Origin of the sequence: Kitasatospora misakiensis (assembly GCF_042656005.1) — a bacterium.
Taxonomy (GTDB): domain Bacteria; phylum Actinomycetota; class Actinomycetes; order Streptomycetales; family Streptomycetaceae; genus Kitasatospora; species Kitasatospora misakiensis.
Window position 1 is genome coordinate 115,517 of the sequence record NZ_JBHSOF010000003.1, and the last position, 18,052, is coordinate 133,568.

The 18,052-nt window shown below is 75.3% G+C and carries 11 protein-coding genes; 5 read left to right on the forward strand and 6 right to left on the reverse strand.

Translation table 11 applies throughout. The annotated features are described in order from the left end of the window. Positions 1–77: 77 nt before the first annotated feature. The 3 genes from ACFP3U_RS04405 to ACFP3U_RS04415 form a co-directional block, all read right to left on the reverse strand. Entirely contained in the window at positions 78–2,360 is a 2,283-nt protein-coding gene (locus ACFP3U_RS04405; protein ID WP_380223823.1) for a hypothetical protein, read from the reverse strand. A gap of 271 nt (positions 2,361–2,631) precedes the next feature. Next, complete coding sequence (locus ACFP3U_RS04410) at positions 2,632–4,161, reverse strand: lipase maturation factor family protein (RefSeq protein WP_380223960.1); 1,530 nt, start codon at positions 4,159–4,161, stop codon at positions 2,632–2,634. Between the two features lie 288 nt (positions 4,162–4,449). Beyond that, complete coding sequence (locus tag ACFP3U_RS04415) at positions 4,450–5,526, reverse strand: GAF domain-containing protein (RefSeq protein ID WP_380223824.1); 1,077 nt, start codon at positions 5,524–5,526, stop codon at positions 4,450–4,452. A gap of 521 nt (positions 5,527–6,047) precedes the next feature. Between ACFP3U_RS04415 and ACFP3U_RS04420 the strand changes: the two genes are divergently transcribed. The 5 genes from ACFP3U_RS04420 (at position 6,048) to ACFP3U_RS04440 (ending at position 11,658) form a co-directional block, all read left to right on the forward strand. Continuing rightward, entirely contained in the window at positions 6,048–7,319 is a 1,272-nt protein-coding gene (locus ACFP3U_RS04420; RefSeq protein ID WP_380223961.1) for an acyl-CoA dehydrogenase family protein, read from the forward strand. A 482-nt stretch (positions 7,320–7,801) separates the two neighbouring features. Beyond that, on the forward strand, positions 7,802–10,126 hold the full coding sequence (locus ACFP3U_RS04425; RefSeq protein ID WP_380223825.1) for a sensor histidine kinase: 2,325 nt from the start codon (positions 7,802–7,804) through the stop codon (positions 10,124–10,126). Next, positions 10,126–10,557 carry a roadblock/LC7 domain-containing protein gene (locus ACFP3U_RS04430; RefSeq protein WP_380223826.1) on the forward strand — a complete coding sequence of 144 codons (432 nt, stop codon included), beginning with the start codon at positions 10,126–10,128 and terminating at the stop codon, positions 10,555–10,557. The genes ACFP3U_RS04425 and ACFP3U_RS04430 overlap by 1 nt, the downstream gene beginning before the upstream one ends. Continuing rightward, positions 10,554–10,934 (forward strand): DUF742 domain-containing protein, encoded by a 381-nt coding sequence (locus ACFP3U_RS04435; protein WP_380223827.1) that lies wholly within the window; start codon positions 10,554–10,556, stop codon positions 10,932–10,934. The genes ACFP3U_RS04430 and ACFP3U_RS04435 overlap by 4 nt, the downstream gene beginning before the upstream one ends. A gap of 151 nt (positions 10,935–11,085) precedes the next feature. Then, entirely contained in the window at positions 11,086–11,658 is a 573-nt protein-coding gene (locus ACFP3U_RS04440) for a GTP-binding protein (RefSeq protein WP_380223828.1), read from the forward strand. Between the two features lie 37 nt (positions 11,659–11,695). Here ACFP3U_RS04440 and ACFP3U_RS04445 read toward each other — a convergent pair whose 3' ends face one another. From ACFP3U_RS04445 to ACFP3U_RS04455, 3 genes are all read right to left on the reverse strand, one after another. Further along, positions 11,696–12,163 carry a MarR family winged helix-turn-helix transcriptional regulator gene (locus ACFP3U_RS04445; protein ID WP_380223829.1) on the reverse strand — a complete coding sequence of 156 codons (468 nt, stop codon included), beginning with the start codon at positions 12,161–12,163 and terminating at the stop codon, positions 11,696–11,698. Between the two features lie 159 nt (positions 12,164–12,322). Further along, complete coding sequence (locus ACFP3U_RS04450) at positions 12,323–14,335, reverse strand: hypothetical protein (RefSeq protein ID WP_380223830.1); 2,013 nt, start codon at positions 14,333–14,335, stop codon at positions 12,323–12,325. After that, positions 14,332–18,045 (reverse strand): vWA domain-containing protein, encoded by a 3,714-nt coding sequence (locus tag ACFP3U_RS04455; protein ID WP_380223831.1) that lies wholly within the window; start codon positions 18,043–18,045, stop codon positions 14,332–14,334. Before ACFP3U_RS04455 ends, ACFP3U_RS04450 begins: the two co-directional genes overlap by 4 nt. Positions 18,046–18,052: the final 7 nt, after the last annotated feature.

The window sequence follows — 18,052 nt, forward strand, 5'->3', positions numbered from 1 at the left end:
GACGCGGGACGGCCCCGGGGCCACGGTTCGCGAACCGTGGCCCCGGGGCCGTCGTGGTGCCGGTGTGGTTCTGTTCGTCAGGCGCGGGCGGCGGTGACGGCGGCGCCCAGCGCCTCCTTGATCCGCGGACCGAGCCGGCCGAAGCCCAGCTCCTTCATCGCCGCGCGGAGCAGTTCCTCGTCGCTCCGCTCGACCCCGTCACCGTCGATCCAGCGCACGATGGCGAGCAGTTCCTCCGCCGAGTACGCCGTCACCGGCCGCCCCGGCGTGAACTCCGGCTTCGCCGGCTGCCCACCCGCTTCGGCCTCGGTCGCGGTCTCGATCTCGATCTCGGCGGCAGGGGCGGGCTCGACGGCCTCGACCTCGACCGGCGCCTCGGCGGGAGCGGTCTCGACCTCGGCCACCGGCTCCGGCTCGACCTCCTCGGCGATCTCGGCGACCTCGGCGACGACCTCCACCTCGGGCTCGGACACGACGACCGGCTCGGCCTGCTCGGTGGTCTCCTCGACCGGGGCCTCGACCGTGGGCTCAACCTCGGTCTCGGCAACGACCTCCGCCACCGGCTCGGCCGTCTCCTCGGCCACAGCCTCGACGGACGGCGCGGCCTCGGTCTCCTCGACGGCCTCAGCGTCGGCCTGCACCTCGGCGACCGGCTCGGCCTCGACCTCGGCCTCGACGGCAACCTCGGCCGGGGTCTCCACAACCGACTCGGCCTCGACAGTGGCCTCCACGACCTCCTCGACCTGAACCTCCGCGACGGGCTCGGCCTCGGCGATCGGCTCGACCTCGGGCACGGTGACGGCCTCAGGCTCGGCCTCGGCCTCGGGCTCGGTCTCCGCCACGACGACCGCTTCGGGCTCAGTCTCGGGCTCGACCTCGACGACCGGCTCGGCGACCTCCTCGACCGGAGCCTCCGCGACGGGCTCAGCCTCGACCTCAGGCTCGGGCACGATGACGGCCTCGGGCTCAACCTCGGGCTCAACCTTGACCTCGGCCTCGGCCTCGGCGGGCGCGATGGTCTCCGCCTCGGGGGCGGAGGGCTGGGCCGGCGGGGCGGGGGTGGTGCCGAGCAGGTCGTCGGCGGCGGGCGAGGGGGCCGGGAGGGTGACGACGAGCGGCTGCTCCTCGGCCGGGGCCTCGGCCTTCGGCTCGTCCACCGTCGGTTCCTCGACGTCCGCCACCGTCTCCGGTTCGGCGGCGACGGCCTCGGGGGTGTCGGTCTCGGAAGTGACAGCCTCGGCTTCCGTCTCGGCCTCGACCTCAACCTCGGCGGCCGGGGCCTCGGCGTCCTCGGCCTCCACCACGTCCACCGCGTCGACCGCCTCAGCGGCCTCCGGCTCGACCTCCGCCTCGGGCTCCGCCGCGACGGCCGGCTCCTCCTCCACCGCCGGCGTCAGGCCGTCGCGCTGGCCGCCCGCCAGGGCCTGGCGGGCGGCGTACGCGGCCTCGGCGGCGCGGCGGTCGGCGCGGGCGGCGGCGAGCTCGGTGAGGAGGTCGGCGAGGCCGCCGTCCTCCAGGGTGGCGCGCAGGCCGCGGATGGTGGGGAGCCGGTAGAGGGTGCCCTCGTCGGCGGCGAGGCGGTCGACCAGGTCGACGAGGTCCGGGAAGGACAGCGTGTCGAGGTCCTGCCCGGGCAGCAGCCGGGCGAGTTCGCGGACGCCGGTGTTGATCGCCTCGAAGGTCTGGGCGGTGCGGTGCGCCAGCGCGGCGTCGGACGGCGCGGTGGGCAGGGTGCCGGCGGGGGCCAGGGCGGCCCAGGCCCGGCGCTCGACCTCGGCCGAGGCGAGTGCCTCGTGCAGGTCCTGGGCGCGGGGGCGCCCGTTGGTGACGGCGAGGGCGTTGGCCTGCTTGCGCAGCGAGCGGCCGCGCAGCCAGGAGAGCTTGACGCCGCGCTCCCGCCGCCAGGCCCGGTCGGCGGTGGCGGCGATCAGGGAGTCGAGGTCGGCGTCGTAGGCGGCGGGGCCGAGCACGGTCGCGGTGCGGCGCAGGAGCTGGAGCATCTCGACGAGCACGGCGGTCTTGCCGACGGTGGCGGGCGCGTCGACCTTGACGTCGGCGGCGAGCGCGGTGACGTCGTCCCAGACCTGCTGGAGGTCGTGTCCGCGCAGTTCGGCGAGGACGGTGGACGCGGCGCGGGCGTCCTCGGGGGTGGCGACCGTGTCGACGGCCGCGTACCAGGGGTGGGTGTCGGCGGTGAGGGTGAAGGCACCGAGTTCGGCGTAGCGGCCGAGGTCCTCGCGGAGGTCGGTGTCGGTGGTGGTCGCGGCGGCCGTGGTGTCCGTGGCGGCCGTGGTGTCCTTGACGTCTGCGGAGTCGGCTGCGTCGGCCGCGTCGGCGTTGCGGGAGTGAAGCACTGTCATGTGAGGTCCGGTTCTGGGCGGCTGCGGCGGGGGCGTGGGCTGGCGGCGAGGGGTGGCGGTCCGGGTGCGCGGTGCTGCCCCGGCGGGAGGGGCGGAGGGGGCGCGCGGTAGGGCTGCCGGTCGGAGGCCAAGAATACGGGTGCCCGTTCGAGCCATGCACGCACCCACCGCTCCTCGGACCGGTGTGGCGTGCTCCACCGCCCGGGCGGGCGCCACTCGGGAGGGCCGGTCGGGTGGTCGGCGCGGCCGGCTGCCACCCGGTCGGCGCAGGTCAGGATCGGCCGTCCGGGTGGGTGGTTCGCGCACCGCCGGGCGTCCCCGGACGGTCACCGGCGTCCTTCCCCGTACCCGCGGCGGGCGGCGGGCGGTGTCCGGCGCGGGCGAGGGCGGCGAGGTCGACCGGCGCGAGGTACTCGGACCACGCGGTCCGGTGCCACCACGCGCCGGTGTCCCGCAGTTCGCGCCAATCGGTGAACCGGTAGAGGTGGAGGGTCGCCCGGACGTGGGTCGGCGGGGTGTCCGGGAAGGGGTTGTGGCGCAGCAGGCGCAGGGTGTCCCGGTCGTTGACGAGCAGCCGGGCGACGAACGGGAGGAACCACGGCCGGGCGTAGCCGGTCGAGATGCCGGCGAACCACATCACCCAGTCGAGCCGCAGGTGGTAGGGGGCGTACTGGCGCGGCAGGCGGCGGACGTCGCCGGGTTTGCCCTTGAACCCGTACTCCTTCCACACGGTGTGCCGGGTGATCACCTGTTCGTCCGTTCCCTCGACCACGACCTCCTGGCGGGTCCGGTTGACGCTGCCGAACGCGCCGTAGGTGTTGACCAGGTGGATGCGGTTGAAGGAGCGGTTCATGACCTGGCGCGGGGAGACCATGTTCCGGACCGGCCAGTAGCTGAGGACGAGCACGGCCGCGGTGAGCGCCAGCGCCAGCGCCTCGAACCAGGCCGCGGTGGCGGGGTAGGCGCGCGGGTCGACGGACAGGCCCAGCCGGGCCGGGTCGACGGCGGCGAGGGCGAGGGCGATGGTGAGCCAGTTGAGCCAGGCGAAGTTGCCGGAGGCGACCAGCCAGAGCTGGGTGGCGACGACGACGCAGGCGGCGTAGCTGGCCACCGGCTGCGGCAGGAGCAGGCCGACCGGGACGAGGAGTTGGGTGACGTGGTTGGCCGCCGCCTCGACCCGGTGCAGCGGGTCGGGCAGGTGGTGGAAGAACCAGCTGAGCGGCCCGGGCATGGGCTGGGTCTCGTGGTGGTAGCGCAGGCAGGTCAGGTCGCGCCAGCAGCTGTCGCCGCGCAGCTTGATCAGTCCGGCGCCGAACTCGACGCGGAAGACCAGCCAGCGCAGCAGCCAGAGCACGGGGGCGGGCGGGGCGGTGTCGGCGTTGCCGAGGAAGGTGGCCAGGAAGCCGGCTTCGAGCAGGAGCGACTCCCATCCGAAGGAGTACCAGGTCTGCCCGACGTTGACGATCGACAGGTAGAGCACCCACAGCACCGCCCAGCAGAGCATCGACGTCCAGAGCGGGACGGCGTCGCCGAGTCCGCCGAGGAGGGCGGCGGAGAGCGCGGCGCCGGTCAGGGCGACGGCCGCGAAGAAGCGGTCGCTGTAGTGGAGGTGGAAGAGGCCGGGCGACTGCCGGAACGGCACCCGGGCGGTGAACCGGGGGACGGGCAGCATGCCGCGGCTGCCGATCAGGGCGCGGAACTGGCGGGCCGCGGCGAGGAAGCCGATCAGGTAGAGCGCGGCCAGCAGCCGTTGCACCAGCAGTCGGCTGGGCCAGTACTCGGGGGCGGCGAACCACTGCATGCGGCCCATGCCTACCACCGGCGGTCGGCGCGGGGGTGTGCGCGGCGGGACGGCGGCGGGCGGTTCCACCCGGACAGCAGGGTGGCGGGGAGCCTCTCCTCGGGGGTGAGAGGCGCCCCGCCACGGTGGGACGGTGGGCACGCTTGCGGGTGCGGGTGCGTTGCGTGGTGCGGGTGTGTTGCGTAGTGCGGGTGCGGGTTGCGCGGGTGCGTGGTGCGGGACTCCGGTGGTGCGTGCGCAGTCCGGGGGGTGACGCGCACACGGCCGGAAGGTCCGGGCCGACCGTGCTCAGCCCGGCAGGACGAGGCCGGTCTCGCCCGCGCCGAGGCCGGGACGGCCGACCGGGGCGGTGCCGTTCTGCTGGAGGCGGTCGACCAGCAGGGCGGCGAGCGTGCCGAGTTCCTCCTCGGTGCGGGACTGCGCGGTGACGTCCATGCCGACCGTCAGCACGCCGGTGACCTGGCCGGTGCGGGCGGTGCGCAGCGGGGTGCAGGTGAAGCTGAAGATCTGCTGGACGCGCTGGGCCTCGGGGCGCAGGGACTGGACGCGCACCTCGTTGAGGACGGTGGCGCGGCCGGTGTGGTAGGCCTCGGAGACCGCCTGCTGGAGGCCGGCGGCGCCCAGCTGGGGGTAGGCCTGGCCGATGGCGCCGTACGCCACCGGGGCGCCGAAGATGTCGGCGTGCTGGGCGTTGGCGTAGCGGATCTCCTGGCCGGGGCCGTCGGTGAGCATGATCGGGAAGGGCGAGCCGTCGAAGGCCGCGAACATCTCCTGCTGCTGGGCGAGCAGGTTGTCGCGCAGCCGGATCTCGGAGAGCAGGGCCTCGGCGAGGTGCTGGATGTCGCGCAGCCGCTCGCGGCCCCACTGGCGGGGTTCGCGGTCGAGCACGCAGACGGTGCCGATGACGGTGTTGGTGTCGTCGACGAGCGGGGCCCCGAGGTAGGCGCGCACGCCCAGTTCGTCGACGACCGGGTTCCCGGCGAACCGGGGGTAGGCGAGGATGTCGTCGAGGGCGAGGGGGGAGCGCTGGGCGACGACGTGGGGGCAGAAGCCGTGGCTCAGCGGCATCTCGCGGGTCGGGAGGTCGAAGGCGATGCCGCGATCGGCCCAGGAGGAGCCTTCTTCGGCCACCGTCTCGGCGGAGTTTGGCGGAATGTAGAGCCCCCGGAACATCTGGCGCTCGTCGTTGATGAAGTTGACCATCGCGATGGGGGCGCGGGTGATGCTGGCGGCCAGGTGGGCGAAGCGGTCGAAGGCCTCGTCCGCGGTGGGTTCGTTGAGCCCCAGGCTGCGCAGCCTGCGGGTCCGCTCCGACTCCCCGGCGGCACCCGGGAACTGGCCTTGAGTGCTCATCACATCAGTCATGGCGCACATGTAATCAGACATCCAGCGCCTTCCGCGCTCCCGGCCCCTCCTCTCCCGCGCTGCCGATGCTCAGTCAAAGCCGCATGTGGGCGACGAGGCGGCGGGCGGGGCGCAGGTGGGGCGCGGGTGACCGGTGGGTGGGCCTCCGGGTGGGAACGGGCCGGGAACGGGAGGGCGACCGGAACGGGAACCGCGGGGGGAACGGTTCCGAAAAGTGGGTGAGATCATTTCCCCACCTGCCACCCGTTCAATCCCCCGCCCTCCGCGGGCGGTCTGATCGCGCCAATCCAAGATCCACTGTAGAGCGGTTCCGAGACACATATGACAATGAGCCCTGCCGAAAAACGGCGGTCCCCAAGGGCAGCGTGGGCCACCGCCGGCACTTCCGCACGCACCGGCTGCACCTCAGGGGCATCCGGCCGCCACCGTCACCCCCCACCCCTCGGCGGCCGAAGCGGATCGGCTGCACGGACGGAGGCACGACCAGCGAACGACCTGAACCGAGAGGACCCGGCATGGCGATGGACTACTTCACCGACGAGCGACACGAGAGCCTCCGAGCGGAGGTACGCGAGTTCGCGGAGAAGGAAGTACGCCCGCAGGTGGCCAGAATGGAGGCCGACCGCCAGGTCGAATTCGAACTCGCGCACGAAATAGCCCGGCGGGGCTGGATCGGGGTCACCATCCCGCGCGAGTTCGGCGGACTGGGGCTCGGACATCTCGCCAAAACCGTCATCGTCGAGGAACTGTCGCGCGTCAGCGGCGCGATGGGGGCGATGGCGCAGGCCTCGCAACTCGGTGTCGCCAAGGTCATCCACTTCGGCAACGACACCCAGCGCCGCCACTGGCTGCCCCGCTTCGCCTCGGGAGCGGCGCTGCCCACCATCGCCGTCACCGAGCCGGAGTCCGGCGGCCACGTGCTCGGCATGAGCGGCACCGCCCGGCGCGAGGGCGACGAGTACGTGCTCAACGGCCGCAAGTGGTTCGTGGGCAACTCGCACATCGGCCACGTGCACGGCGTGGTGTTCCGCACCGGCGAGGGCAGCAAGGGGCTCACCGCGTTCCTGGTGGAGAGCGACCGCCCCGGCTTCCGCACCGGCACCCTCGGCTCGCAGAGCGGTCTGCACGGCTTCAGCTTCGGGGAGCTGATCTTCGAGGACTGCCGGATCCCGGCCGCCAACCGGCTCGCCGCGGAGGGCCAGGGCCTGGACGTCGCCTACTCCTCCTCGACCCTGTACGGGCGGCTGAACCTGGCGGCGGTCGCGCTCGGCATCCACCGGGCGATCGTCGAGGACACCGCGCGGTTCGCCGAGGAGCGCGTCATGTACGGCAAGCCGCTCTCCCAGCTGCCCAACATCGCGCTGAAGCTGGGCGAGATGCAGTCCCGGCTGATGACCGCCAAGCTCGCCGCGTACCACGCCTCGCACCTGCTGGACCACGGCCGGGCGTGCGACGCCGAGTTGATGAACGCCAAGCTGATCAACACCGAGTACGCGCTGGACTCGGCGCGCAACGCGATGGAGATCCACGCCGCCCGCGGTCTGCAGAGCGACTTCCACATCGAGCGCTACCTGCGCGACGCCACCCACGTCTACCCGCCGGCCGGCACCTCGGACGTCCAGCGGCTGAGGCTCGGCCAGGTGGCGGCGGGCACCTACGGGAAGCAGTGGTCGGCCGAGCTCGCCCCCCTGGCGAGCTGGGCGTGGACCGAACTGGCCGAGCGCGAGGCCCGGGCGGAGGCGCAGGTGCAGAGCGGATCTGCGGCGGTGCTGCACATGCCGCTGGCGGGCTGACCCCGGGCCGGCTCCCCGTCGCTTGTGCGGCGCTTGCCCCTTCTGCGCTCGCCCTGTGATCGTTCGATGTTCATTCGACGTTCGCCCGGCGGCCCCCCGGGGGGCCGTGGGTGACAGGGCCTCACAGAATGCCCCTTTTTGACCTGTCCCTGACGGCCTTCCGGCGACCGGACCTCGGTTGCCGGAAGGCCGTCGGACGTTCCGACACCCGCTCCGACCAGGCAAAATGCCCGCCGGAGCCGCCGCCCCCGACGCCGGGGGCCGCGTCATCACCCGTTTACGTATCGTCAGTTGATGTTGCCTTGAGGGCACCTGGGGCTGGTAGCGTTCCTGCAGTCGGCGGCCGTGCTGCACCCGTCCGGACGGTGATGAAATGTCACCTCCTCCGGCATCCCTCCGGGCACCGCCGGCCGCGGCGCCCCGCTGGCCGCGGTCGGACCGCACACGGACAACCGCCGTTCGGCCCTGCAACAAGGAATCAGATGCCAGGCATATCGGCCCCCCGGACGGGCCACCGCGCCGGCCGGTCCGGCTCCCTCCGCAGCTCGCTCCTCGCGCTCGCGCTGGTCCCCTCGCTCGGCCTCGCGGCCGCCTGGGGCTACGCCGCCTACCTGCTGCGCGACGCCGGGGAGCGCACCGCCCTGTACGCGGGCACCGCGGCCGTCGCCGCCGTCCTGGTCTGGAGCCTGGTCCGCGGCGTGCGCGCCGCGCGCGTCCTCCCGGCCCGGCTCGCCGGACTGCACGCCGACACCCTGGCCATCGCCCAGCACGAGATCCCGCAGGTCGTCGGCCGCCTCCAGGCCGGTGAGTCGGTCCCGACCCCGCCCGCCTGGGCCCCGTCCCGGCGGGTCGGCGACGAGGTGCAGCAGACCGCCGACGGCCTCGCCGCCGTCCGGCAGGCCGCCGTCGCCGCCATCGTCCACCAGGCCCAGGGCCGCGAGGGGACGAAGAAGGTCTTCCTCAACATCGCCCGGCGCACCCAGATCCTGATCCACCGCCAGATCAGCATGCTGGACTCGCTGGAACGCGAGCACGAGGAACCCGAGCTGCTGCGCGAACTCTTCGCGGTCGACCACCTCGCGACCCGGATGCGGCGCAACGCCGAGAACCTGGTCATCCTCGGCGGCGCGCTGCCCGCCCGGCGCTGGCGCAACGCCGTGCCCATGGTCAACGTGCTGCGCAGCGCCGTCTCCGAGACCGAGAACTACTCGCGCGTCGTTGTCCAGGGCGTGCCCCGCACCGCGCTCAGCGGCCAGTCCGTGGCCGACGTGATCCACCTGATCGCCGAACTGATCGAGAACGGCACCACCTTCTCCCCGCCCTACACCCAGGTGCAGGTCTCCGCGCAGGAGGTCCCCAAGGGCCTGGCGGTCGAGGTCGAGGACCGCGGCCTCGGCATGGCCGAGGAGGAGTACGAGCGGCTCAACGACTATCTGGCCAACCCGCCCGAGCTGGACGTCTCCGCGCTCGGCGACGACCTGCGGCTCGGCCTCTTCGTGGTCGCCCGGCTGGCCGCCCGGCACGACATCCAGGTCACCCTGCGCCCCTCGCCGTACGGCGGGACCAGAGCCGTGGTGCTGGTGCCGGCGGTGCTGCTGGAGCAGGCCGGACAGCCGGCCGCCCTCCCCGGTCTGCCGTCCGGCGCCCGGGTCACCCGGAACCCGGTGCCGGACCTGCCGCCGGGCACCGGACCCGACGACGACCTCGGCGAGGTCGACCAGGAACTGTCCGGCGCGCTCGCCGGGGTGCTGGGCGGGCTGCTGGGCGCCAACCCGCCGGCGGGACAGGGCTCGGGGCACGGTTCGGGGCACGGTTCGGTGAGCGACGCGGGCGGCGGGCAGCCGCACGAGGTCGCCGCGGCGGAGGAGTTCCCGGCGCTTGCCGCGGCTCCGGCGCCGGAGCCGGTGCAGATCCCGGTGCCGGTGCAGGAGGCTCCGTACGGGGCCGTCCCGGTCGTCCCGACCGAGGGGCTCGGCGCACCGGACCCCGTCGACGGCAGCGTGGTGATCGACGAACTGCTCGCGCGCTACCCGATGGGCGGCGCGCGCGACGAGAACGGCGCGGCGACCGCCAACGGCGGCCTGCCGGTGGGCGCCGCGATCCCCGGCCTGCCGGGCGCGGTGGTCGTGGCCCGTCCCACCCTGCCCCGGCCGTACGACGCGACGACGGGCGAGTCCGCCCCGGACGGGACGCCGCCGACCGTGGCGGCGGACGGGACGGCGACCGGTAGCGAGACCGAGGCTGCGGCTGTGGCTGCGGCTGCGGTCGCGGCAGGGACCGGGGAGTCGCCGACCGGCGACGCCGACGGCTCACCGGCCGCGCCCGCCGGACTCGCGTCGCCCACGCACCAGCGCGCCGAGGAGGACCGCGTGAACCAGGGACCCGACGGCGAGCTGCGCACCCCGCGCGTCCTGCCGCAGCGGGTCCGCAACGCCAGCCTCGCCGAGCAGTTGCGGGAGGCCAACGGGCCCGGGACGCCGTTCGGCCAGCCCGGGGCGTTCGGCGCTCCCGCCGCAGCGCCCGCGCCCGCGTTCCACGACCACACCGGCCCCGCGGGTCCGGGCGGAAGCGGGAGCGGGGGCGGCAGTATCGGCGGAGCCGGCGGGGTCGGCGGCGGCGCCGGACCGTACGGGCAGCCCGGCTCCTACGGACCGCCCGCGGACGACGCCACGCCGCAGCGCTCGCGGGCCACCATGGCCGCCATCCAGCGCGGCACCCGCTCCGCCCGTGCGACGACACCCGACGCGGACGCGCCGGAGGCGCCCCCTGCCCCGGCCGCACCTTCCGCAGCTAAGGAACAGCAGTGATGACGCAGTACACCGACACCCAGCGCGACCTCAACTGGCTGCTGGACCAGCTGGTGGCGCGGGTCCCGGAGACCCGGCACGCCATCGTCCTCTCCGAGGACGGACTGCTGGTCGGACTCTCCCAGGGTCTGGACCGGGCCGACGCCGAGCACCTGTCGGCCGTGGCATCCGGGCTGCAGAGCCTCGCCCGGGGCGCCGGCCACCGGTTCAACGGCGGTCGGGTCCGGCAGACCGTGATCGAGATGGACCAGCTGTTCCTGTTCGTCACGACCGCCGGCCAGGGCGCCAGGCTCGCCGTGCTCACCAGTGAGGCGGTCGACGCCGGTCTCATGGCCTACGAGATCAACATGCTGGTCAAGCAGGTCGGCCAGTACCTCACCGCGGCGCCGCGCAGCGACGCCGGCCAACCGGACGTGGGTGGCGGTGCGTGACCGTCGACGCCGAGGAGGCCTGGTTCTTCGACAAGGACGCGGGCCATCTGGTCCGTCCTTACGCCATCACCAACGGGCGCACCGGCCCGGTCCGTGACGGTTTCGCGCTGATCACCCTGGTGGTCACCGCCGACCCGCGCACGGACACCAGCCGGCTGACGCCCGAACCGGCCGCGATCCTGGACCTCTGCCGCGAACGCCCGCTGGCGGTGGCCGAGATCGCGGCCAGCCTGGACCTTCCGGTGAGCGTCGTCAAGGTGTTATTGGACGATCTCGCCGAGGCCCGGATGATCCTCACCCGGGCGCCCGTCCAGCTCGCCGAGGCACCGGACATCGCGCTGATCCGGGCCGTGATCGAGGGCGTCCGCCGACTCTGACCCGAGCGGGTCCGGACAGGCGGGCTCGGACACACGGGCCCGAACAGACTGGTCCGGACAGACGGGTTCCGATCCGGCGGTCCTCTCGTTGTGCTGTTTGCTGTTGTTCCGTTTCCTGTTTTTCGCCCAGTTCCCTTCCAGGAGACCAGACGTGACGACCCAGAGCCTGGTGCCGGGCGCGGTAAAGATCCTCGTGGCCGGCGGCTTCGGCGTCGGCAAGACCACCATGGTCGGCTCGGTCAGTGAGATCGAACCGCTGCAGACCGAAGAGCGGATGACCCGCGCCAGCATCGGGGTCGACAACCTCGAAGGCGTCCAGGGCAAGTCCACGACCACCGTCGCGATGGACTTCGGCCGGATCACCATCCACCAGGACCTCGTGCTCTACCTGTTCGGCACGCCCGGCCAGTTCCGGTTCTGGTTCATGTGGGACGACCTCGCGCTCGGCGCGCTCGGCGCGATCGTGCTGGCCGACACCCGCCGACTGGAGTCCAGCTTCGCCGCCGTCGACTTCTTCGAGCAGCGCGGCATCCCCTTCGCCATAGGCGTCAACTGCTTCCACGGGCGCCGCGACTCCACCCCCGAGGACGTCCGGCGCGCGCTCGACCTCGACCCGGGCGTGCCGGTCGTGCTCTGCGACGTCCGGGAGCGGGCGTCGAGCAAGGAGTTGCTGCTCGCCCTCCTCGACCGGGTCCACGAGAACGCGCTGGCCGCCCGACGGTGAGACCGGGCGGCGGGGGCCGGGGCCCTGGGTCTCGGGCTCAGGGCCTCGCCGGGGAGGCCGGGGCCAGCTCCAGGTCGTACAGCGCCCGGACCAGCGGCGCGAGTTCGGGGAGGTCGGCGGCCTCGGTGAGCGTCGCCTCCAGGGTCGCGTCGTGCAACGGCCGCGCGGCCCGGAGCAGTTCGCGGCCCTGCGTGGTCAGCTCGGTGTAGATGCCGCGCCGGTCGTCCGCGCAGAGGTAGCGGCTGAGCAGCCCGCGGTCCTCCAGGCGGCTCACCAGCCGGGTGGTCGCGCTGCTGCTCAGGGCCGCCGCGCGGGCCAGCTGCTGCATCCGCATGTGCCAGCCGTCCTGCCGCGACAGCGCCTCCAGCACCGTGTACTCGACCACCGAGAGGCGGTGCTCGGCCTGCAGCGCCTTCTCCAGGGCCGAGTCGATCAGCCCGTGCAGCGCGGCGAGCGTGCGCCAGCCGCCGGCGCGGATCTCGGCGGCATCGTCCTGGATACCCATGGCTCGCCTCTCTCTGCTCGGTCGCCGAGGTCGTGCGCGGTTCTGGAGTCCTGCCGGGGCCGACCCGCGGTCGGTGGCAGGGCCGCACCTGTTCGAACGTCCTGGTCCGCTCAAGTATGCCATTTGGCGCGGCATATCTGCTTGTGCAAATAGTTCTCCTTATGGGCCGGCCGGAGCCTCCCCCCGGAGCACGGTCGCCGGTGCCTCGGACCACGCGGTCGCGCAGAGCGCCGAGGCCAGCTCCTCCTCGTACCAGGCAGCCGCCAACCAGGCCGCCGCGAAGGCGCCGTGGTCGTCCGCGACCACCCGGCCGAAGACGTCGCGCGGCTGGTCCACCGCCGCCCCGAGCAGTCCGTCCAGCAGCGCGGCACCGGTGGTCAGGCCCGCCGACCGCAGCCGGGCCCGGTCCCCGGCCGCCGTGCCGGTCCCGAGCGACAGCGCCGCCCGGCCGCCGGTCACCGCCTGCTCGACCCGGCGGGCGAGCAGGTGCACGGGGGTCGTCGGCGGGGCCGACACCGCCGGGGACGGCGACGGGGCGGCGCCGTCGGCACCGTCGGCCGACGCGGCGGTGTCCCGGGGCGGGAGGGTGAGGTCCGCCGTCTGGAGCCGCTCCAGGCCGAGATTGACCCGGCCCGCGCGATCAGCGGGCAGCGCGAGAGACGGGGCCGTGGGGAGAGCCGGCTGCGTGGTCGGCGGTTGCGTGGTCGGCGGTTGCGTGGTCGGCGGTTGGCCGACGGCCAGGAGGCGCAGCTCGGGACGGGCCGAACGCTCCAGTCGGCCGATCACCCGCAACCGCAGCCCCGGAGCGGTGGCGAGCAGCGCCAGGTTGCCCCGGTGGGCCAGTCCCGGGTGGTCCTGCGCGGCGCGGAGCACCACCACCAGGCCGTCGCACTCCGCCAGCAACCGCGGTTCCCCGCCCGGCCCGTACGGAACGGCCCCGAGCAGCGTCACGTCCAGGAACAGCAGCTCGCTCCCGGCCGGCCGCACCTCCGGGGGCAGCGTGAACGCGCCGAGCGCCCGTGCCACCTGGGCGGCCGGCGGCTCGGCCCAGAGCCCGGCCAGCGGCTCCGCCGTCCAGTCCGCCCCCGCCGCGCGGACCGCCCGGACCGAGGCGCCCGCCCCGAGCCGGCCGGCCGCCGACCTGGTCGCGCCCTGCACGGCGAGCCCGGCCCGGGTGAACTCGCGGTGGCTGAGCATCGCGTCGCCCAGCCTGACCACCCGGTTCCCGGCGCCGACGGCCTGCGGCGCCGCCGCCGCGGCGTCGGTGTGCGGCATGATCTCGGCCATCGTGTGCAGTCCGCCGCCCGCGTCGACCGCCCAGGTGAGCACACCCGCGTGAGTGGCCGTCAGCACGGGCTCGGAGAACAGTCCGTAGAGCCGCAGCCCGCCCGCCGGCGCGTACGCCTGGCGGGCCGTCCCGCGCAGCTCGGCGACGCCGGGCCCGGCGGACGCGGCCGGGTCGGTGTCCGCCGTCGCGGCGGCCAGGGCCGTGGTGAGGCCGAGCAGTTCTCGCAGGCCGGCCACCAGGTCGGCGAGCCGGTGGTCCGGCTCGCCCGACCGGGCCGCGCGGACCCGGGTGACCACCGCCACCGCCGCGGCCGCCGGACGATGCAGCCCGGCCAGCCGGGCCCGGTGGGCCGCCCGCAACAGCTCCGCCTGGAGCACCGCGCCCGCACCGCCCACGCCCGCCGCGAGGACGGCGGTGCCCACGCGGTGCAGGTGCTGGACGGCGGCCCGTTCCGCGGCGGTGGGCGCCTCGGCTGCCGGGGCGTCGGCCTGCCGGTCCGGGACCGGCTGTTCCGCGCCAGGCTGTTCTGCACCGGCCTGTTCTGCGACGGGCGGCTCGCCGTCGGCGAGCGGGCAGACGGTGACCGCCGCGGCCCGGTGCACGCACGCGGGCGCCAGCAGGCAGCCGCAGCGCACGTCGGCCTGGTCGGCGACCACCCCGCCCGGCGCGTGCAGGACGAGCACCACCTCCTCGTCCACGGCGATCCGCCAGTCCTCGCCCGTCCGCTCCACCGGGCGTTCGGCCAGTTTGGCGGCGGCCCCGTCCAGGCGCTTCTGCAAGCGCGCCGACAACCCGGCCACCACCTCGGCGACCACCTCCGGCCGCACCGCCGGCCACTGCGCCCGCGTCCCCGTCCCCGTCATGCCCCGCACCGCCTCCGTCATCGGACCTTCTCCCCCACCCAGCGGGCCAGTTCGAGCGGGCTGAGCGCCGCCACCGGCATCCCGGCCGCGACCAGCCGGCTCGCGACCGCCTTCGAATACCGGGCCGTGCCGGTGTCGTCCAGTGCCGCGCAACCCAGCAGGTGGCAGCCGGAGTCGACCAGGGCCCGGGTCTGCGCGAGCAGCCCGCCGACCGGGCCGCCCTCCTCGAAGTCGCTGACCACCGCGACCAGCGTGCGGGACGGCACGGTCACCAGCCCCCGCGCGTACTTCAGCCCGGCGGCGATGTGCGTCCCACCGCCGATCCTGACCTCCAGGAGCAGGCCGAGGGGATCCGTCACCCGGTCGGTCAGGTCGACCACCTCGGTCGAGAAGGCGACGAAGTGCGTGCTCAGCGAGGGCACTCCGGCCAGGATCGAGGCGGTCAGCGCCGCCCAGACGGTGGACGCCTCCATCGAGCCGGAGACGTCCACGACCAGGATCAGCCGCCAGTCGGACGCCTGCCGGGCCCGGGTCCGGAACACCGGGCGCTCCGGCACGATCACCATGGCGCCCGGTTCGGCGCCGGAGGCCGGACCGGAGCCGCCCGGCGGGGCGGCCGGGCGGGCGGTCGCGAGGTTGGCGCGGATGGTGCGGTGGAGGTCCAGGCCGCCGCCGGGGCGCCGGCTCGGCCTCGGCACGCTGATCCCGGTGAGGGCGGGGCGCAGCCTGGTGGCCAACTCGCGGCTCAGCTCGTCGACCAGGCGCCGGACCAGCGGGCGCAGCCCGGCCAGCCGGGCCTCCGGCAGGCCGCCCGCGTGCTCCAGCACGGTGCGCAGCAGGTCGACGGACGGGCGGACGGCGCCCGGGTCGATCGCCTCCAGGGCGTCTCCGCGCCCCTGGGCCACGGCGGCGGCCAGCACCTCCTCGCGGATGCCAGGACCGAACAGGGCGGCCAACTCCTCGGACCACTCGCGCACGCCCGGGTAGGGCGCCTCGCGCCCGCCCCGGTTGCCGCCCGCGCCGCCCCGGCCGTCCAGACCAGGGCCTGAACCCTCCCCGTGGCCCGTGCCGTACAGCTCGTCGAGCGCCGTCGCGAGGCGCCCGGCGCGGCCACCGCGGACGCCCCCGCCCCCGGGGCGGCCGAGGAGCAGCCGCCAGCGCTCGGCCGGGCCGAGGGCGTGTCCTCGGGCCTGGGAGGCGGACGGCGTCGGGACGGGGGTCGGCGCCTCCTCGGTGGGTGCCGACGCCTCGTCGGTGGGGGTCGGGAGGCGGGCCGGGAGCAGGCCCCGGCGGGCGAGGGCGGCCCGGGCGGCGAGGTCGGCGCGGGACCAGCCGGCGAGCAGCGCGGGCGCGACCTCCTCGGGAAGCGCGTCGAGGCGGGTGCCCAGGCGCTCCTCGACGAGCGTCAGCAGCCGGTCCCGGGCGGCCGGGCTGAGCGTGTCGAATCCGCCGCGCAGGGCGGGCAGCCGGTCCAGGAAGGCGTGGTCTGCGAGGGTGACGACCCGCTCCAGGACCGGTTCGAGCACCTCGGGGGCGGTCGCGAACAGCCCCTCGGCGGCCGTCAGCAGGCCGACCAGCGACCGGCCGAGGGCCTGCCGGGCGTCCGGGCCGGTGGCGCCGTCGATCCACGAGGCGGCCCGGTCGCCGAACACCGCCGGCTCCTCCTGCCGGAGCAGCACCCGCACCGCACCGGCCGCACCGCGGACCATCGGGCTGCCGTGGTCGGCGAGTTCGGCGAGGGCGTGCCGCAACCGCAGACCCCCGGAGAGGTTCGCGCGCCGCGCCAGCTCCACCAGCGCCCGGGCGTCGTCCGCCTCGTCCGACCCGCCCAGCCCCTCCAACTGCCGGACCGCCGCCACCGTCACCACCTCTCCGGCGGCCGCCAGGGCGGCGAGGAACGGATCGTCCTCCCCCGGGTCCGCGCCCGCCTCCGCCATGGCCGGGGCGGTGCGGGTGGCGGTGAGGCGGTCCAGGAGGGCGAGGGCGTCAAGGAGTTCGGGCAGGGTGCCGCCGCCCGGGAGGACGGCGGTGAGCTGGGTGAGGCGGGTGTCGGTGAGGGCCGGGAGGCCGCAGGCGGCGGCGTCGGCGAGGCCCCGAAGGACCTCGCGGGCGGTCGGACCGTCGGCCTGCTGCTCGCGGCGGAGCCGTTCGCGCAGGGCGCCCTCGGCGGCCTGCGCCGGGGTGACGCCCCGGGTGCCGGCGACGGTGAGCATCGCGGCGACGGCCGGGGTCCAGCGGACGCGCCAGCGGGTGGTGAGGGTTTCGGTGCCGCCCGCGCCCGTGCTGTCGACCGGGTCTGCGTAGGGGACGCCGCAGACGGTCAGCCGGTGGAGGAGGAGTTCGCGGCGGCGGTCGAGGGACGAACGGAGCGGGTCGAGGCGGAGTTCGCGCGCGGCGGGTTCGGCACCGTCGCCGGGACCGGGCAGGCCGAGGTCGGCGAGGAGGCGCTCGACGGCGGGGGCAAGGCCGCTGCGCGGGGCGGCCGGGGTGGGCTCGCCGGTGCGGGTGCCGACCAGGACCTTCTCCAGCGCGCGGGCCACCGCCCGCCCCCGGCCGAGCGGCTCGCCCTGGGCGAGGACGGTCTGCACCGCCTCGACCAACTCGCCGCGCCCGGGGGCCGCGAGCCCGCGCAGCCGGGCGAGGTCGCCGGCGAGGCGGACGATCTCGCGGGCGTCGGCCGGGCCGGAGGGGTGGTCCTGGGTGCGCAGCGCCTCGCAGATCCGCACGGCGGTGGTGGTGAGCGCGTCGGCGAGGCGGTCCGGGTCGCCGGCGGCGTCGAGCACGGTGTGCTGCCACTCGGGGTCGCGGATCCCGGCCGGGTAGCCGGAGCGGGCGTCGAGCAGCGGGTAGGTGTAGGGGATCAGGGAGACGACGTGGTCGGCGGGCGGGACCGGGGTGGGATCCGGCTCGTGGTCCGGGGCGGGCCCGGCCGGGGTGAGCGCGGGGGCGTGGAAGGCGCCGATGACGGCGGCGACCCGGCGGCCGCCGGCACCGGCCTCCCGGAGGCGCTCCCGCATCCAGGCCTCGCGCCGCAGGTCGTACGGGTCGACGCCGGGGCCGTCCTCGGCGTCGCGGCGCAGCGCCCAGCCGACCAGCAGGGCGGCGCGCCGGACGGCCTCGGGGGTGGAGCCGGGGGCGGCGGTCTCGACGAGGCGGTCCCAGAGGTCCTCGTCGTCGCGGCCGGTGAGGCGTTGGCGCAGGGCGTCGGCGACGCCGGGGCGGGCCGCGTCGGGGCCGCCCCGGTCGCGGTCGGCGTACCGGGCGCGCGCGGCGAGGGGCAAGTCGCAGGCGACCGTCTCGACGCCGTGGTGGCGGGCCCAGCGCAGAGCGGCGAGTTCGGGCGAGAAGTCGGCGAACGGGTAGAAGGCCAGCCCGGTGCCGTGGCCGGCCTCGGTGCCGACGGCGTCGCCGGTGTCAGCGCCGTCGTCCGGACGGTCGGCGGCGGGCGCGGCGGCGAGGGCGACCGGGGCCCTGGTGGCCTCGTCCGCGAGCAGGTCGAGCCAGGGCTGGAACTCGGCGGGCAGCTCGACCAGCAGCACCTCGGGCCGGGCGGCGTCGAGCAGGGCGGGCACGACGGCGCTGAGCGAGGGCGCGTGGTGGCGCACCCCGATCAGGTAGGGGCCGGGCGTGTCGAGGCCGGACGCGGCCAGTCGGGCCGCCTCCGTCTCGACCGTCGCTCGCGGGTCGTCGAGGCCGGGGCCCGCCCCTCGGGGCGGCACCGCGCTGCTCATCTGTTCA

Excerpts from the sequence above, each read along its gene's own strand:
- ACFP3U_RS04405 (WP_380223823.1), bottom strand. The coding sequence starts at position 2,360 with ATGACAGTGCTTCACTCCCGCAACGCCGACGCGGCCGACGCAGCCGAC.
- ACFP3U_RS04410 (WP_380223960.1), bottom strand. The coding sequence starts at position 4,161 with ATGCAGTGGTTCGCCGCCCCCGAGTACTGGCCCAGCCGACTGCTGGTG.
- ACFP3U_RS04415 (WP_380223824.1), bottom strand. The coding sequence starts at position 5,526 with ATGACTGATGTGATGAGCACTCAAGGCCAGTTCCCGGGTGCCGCCGGG.
- ACFP3U_RS04420 (WP_380223961.1), top strand. The coding sequence starts at position 6,048 with ATGGACTACTTCACCGACGAGCGACACGAGAGCCTCCGAGCGGAGGTA.
- ACFP3U_RS04425 (WP_380223825.1), top strand. The coding sequence starts at position 7,802 with ATGCCAGGCATATCGGCCCCCCGGACGGGCCACCGCGCCGGCCGGTCC.
- ACFP3U_RS04430 (WP_380223826.1), top strand. The coding sequence starts at position 10,126 with ATGACGCAGTACACCGACACCCAGCGCGACCTCAACTGGCTGCTGGAC.
- ACFP3U_RS04445 (WP_380223829.1), bottom strand. The coding sequence starts at position 12,163 with ATGGGTATCCAGGACGATGCCGCCGAGATCCGCGCCGGCGGCTGGCGC.
- ACFP3U_RS04450 (WP_380223830.1), bottom strand. The coding sequence starts at position 14,335 with ATGACGGAGGCGGTGCGGGGCATGACGGGGACGGGGACGCGGGCGCAG.
- ACFP3U_RS04455 (WP_380223831.1), bottom strand. The coding sequence starts at position 18,045 with ATGAGCAGCGCGGTGCCGCCCCGAGGGGCGGGCCCCGGCCTCGACGAC.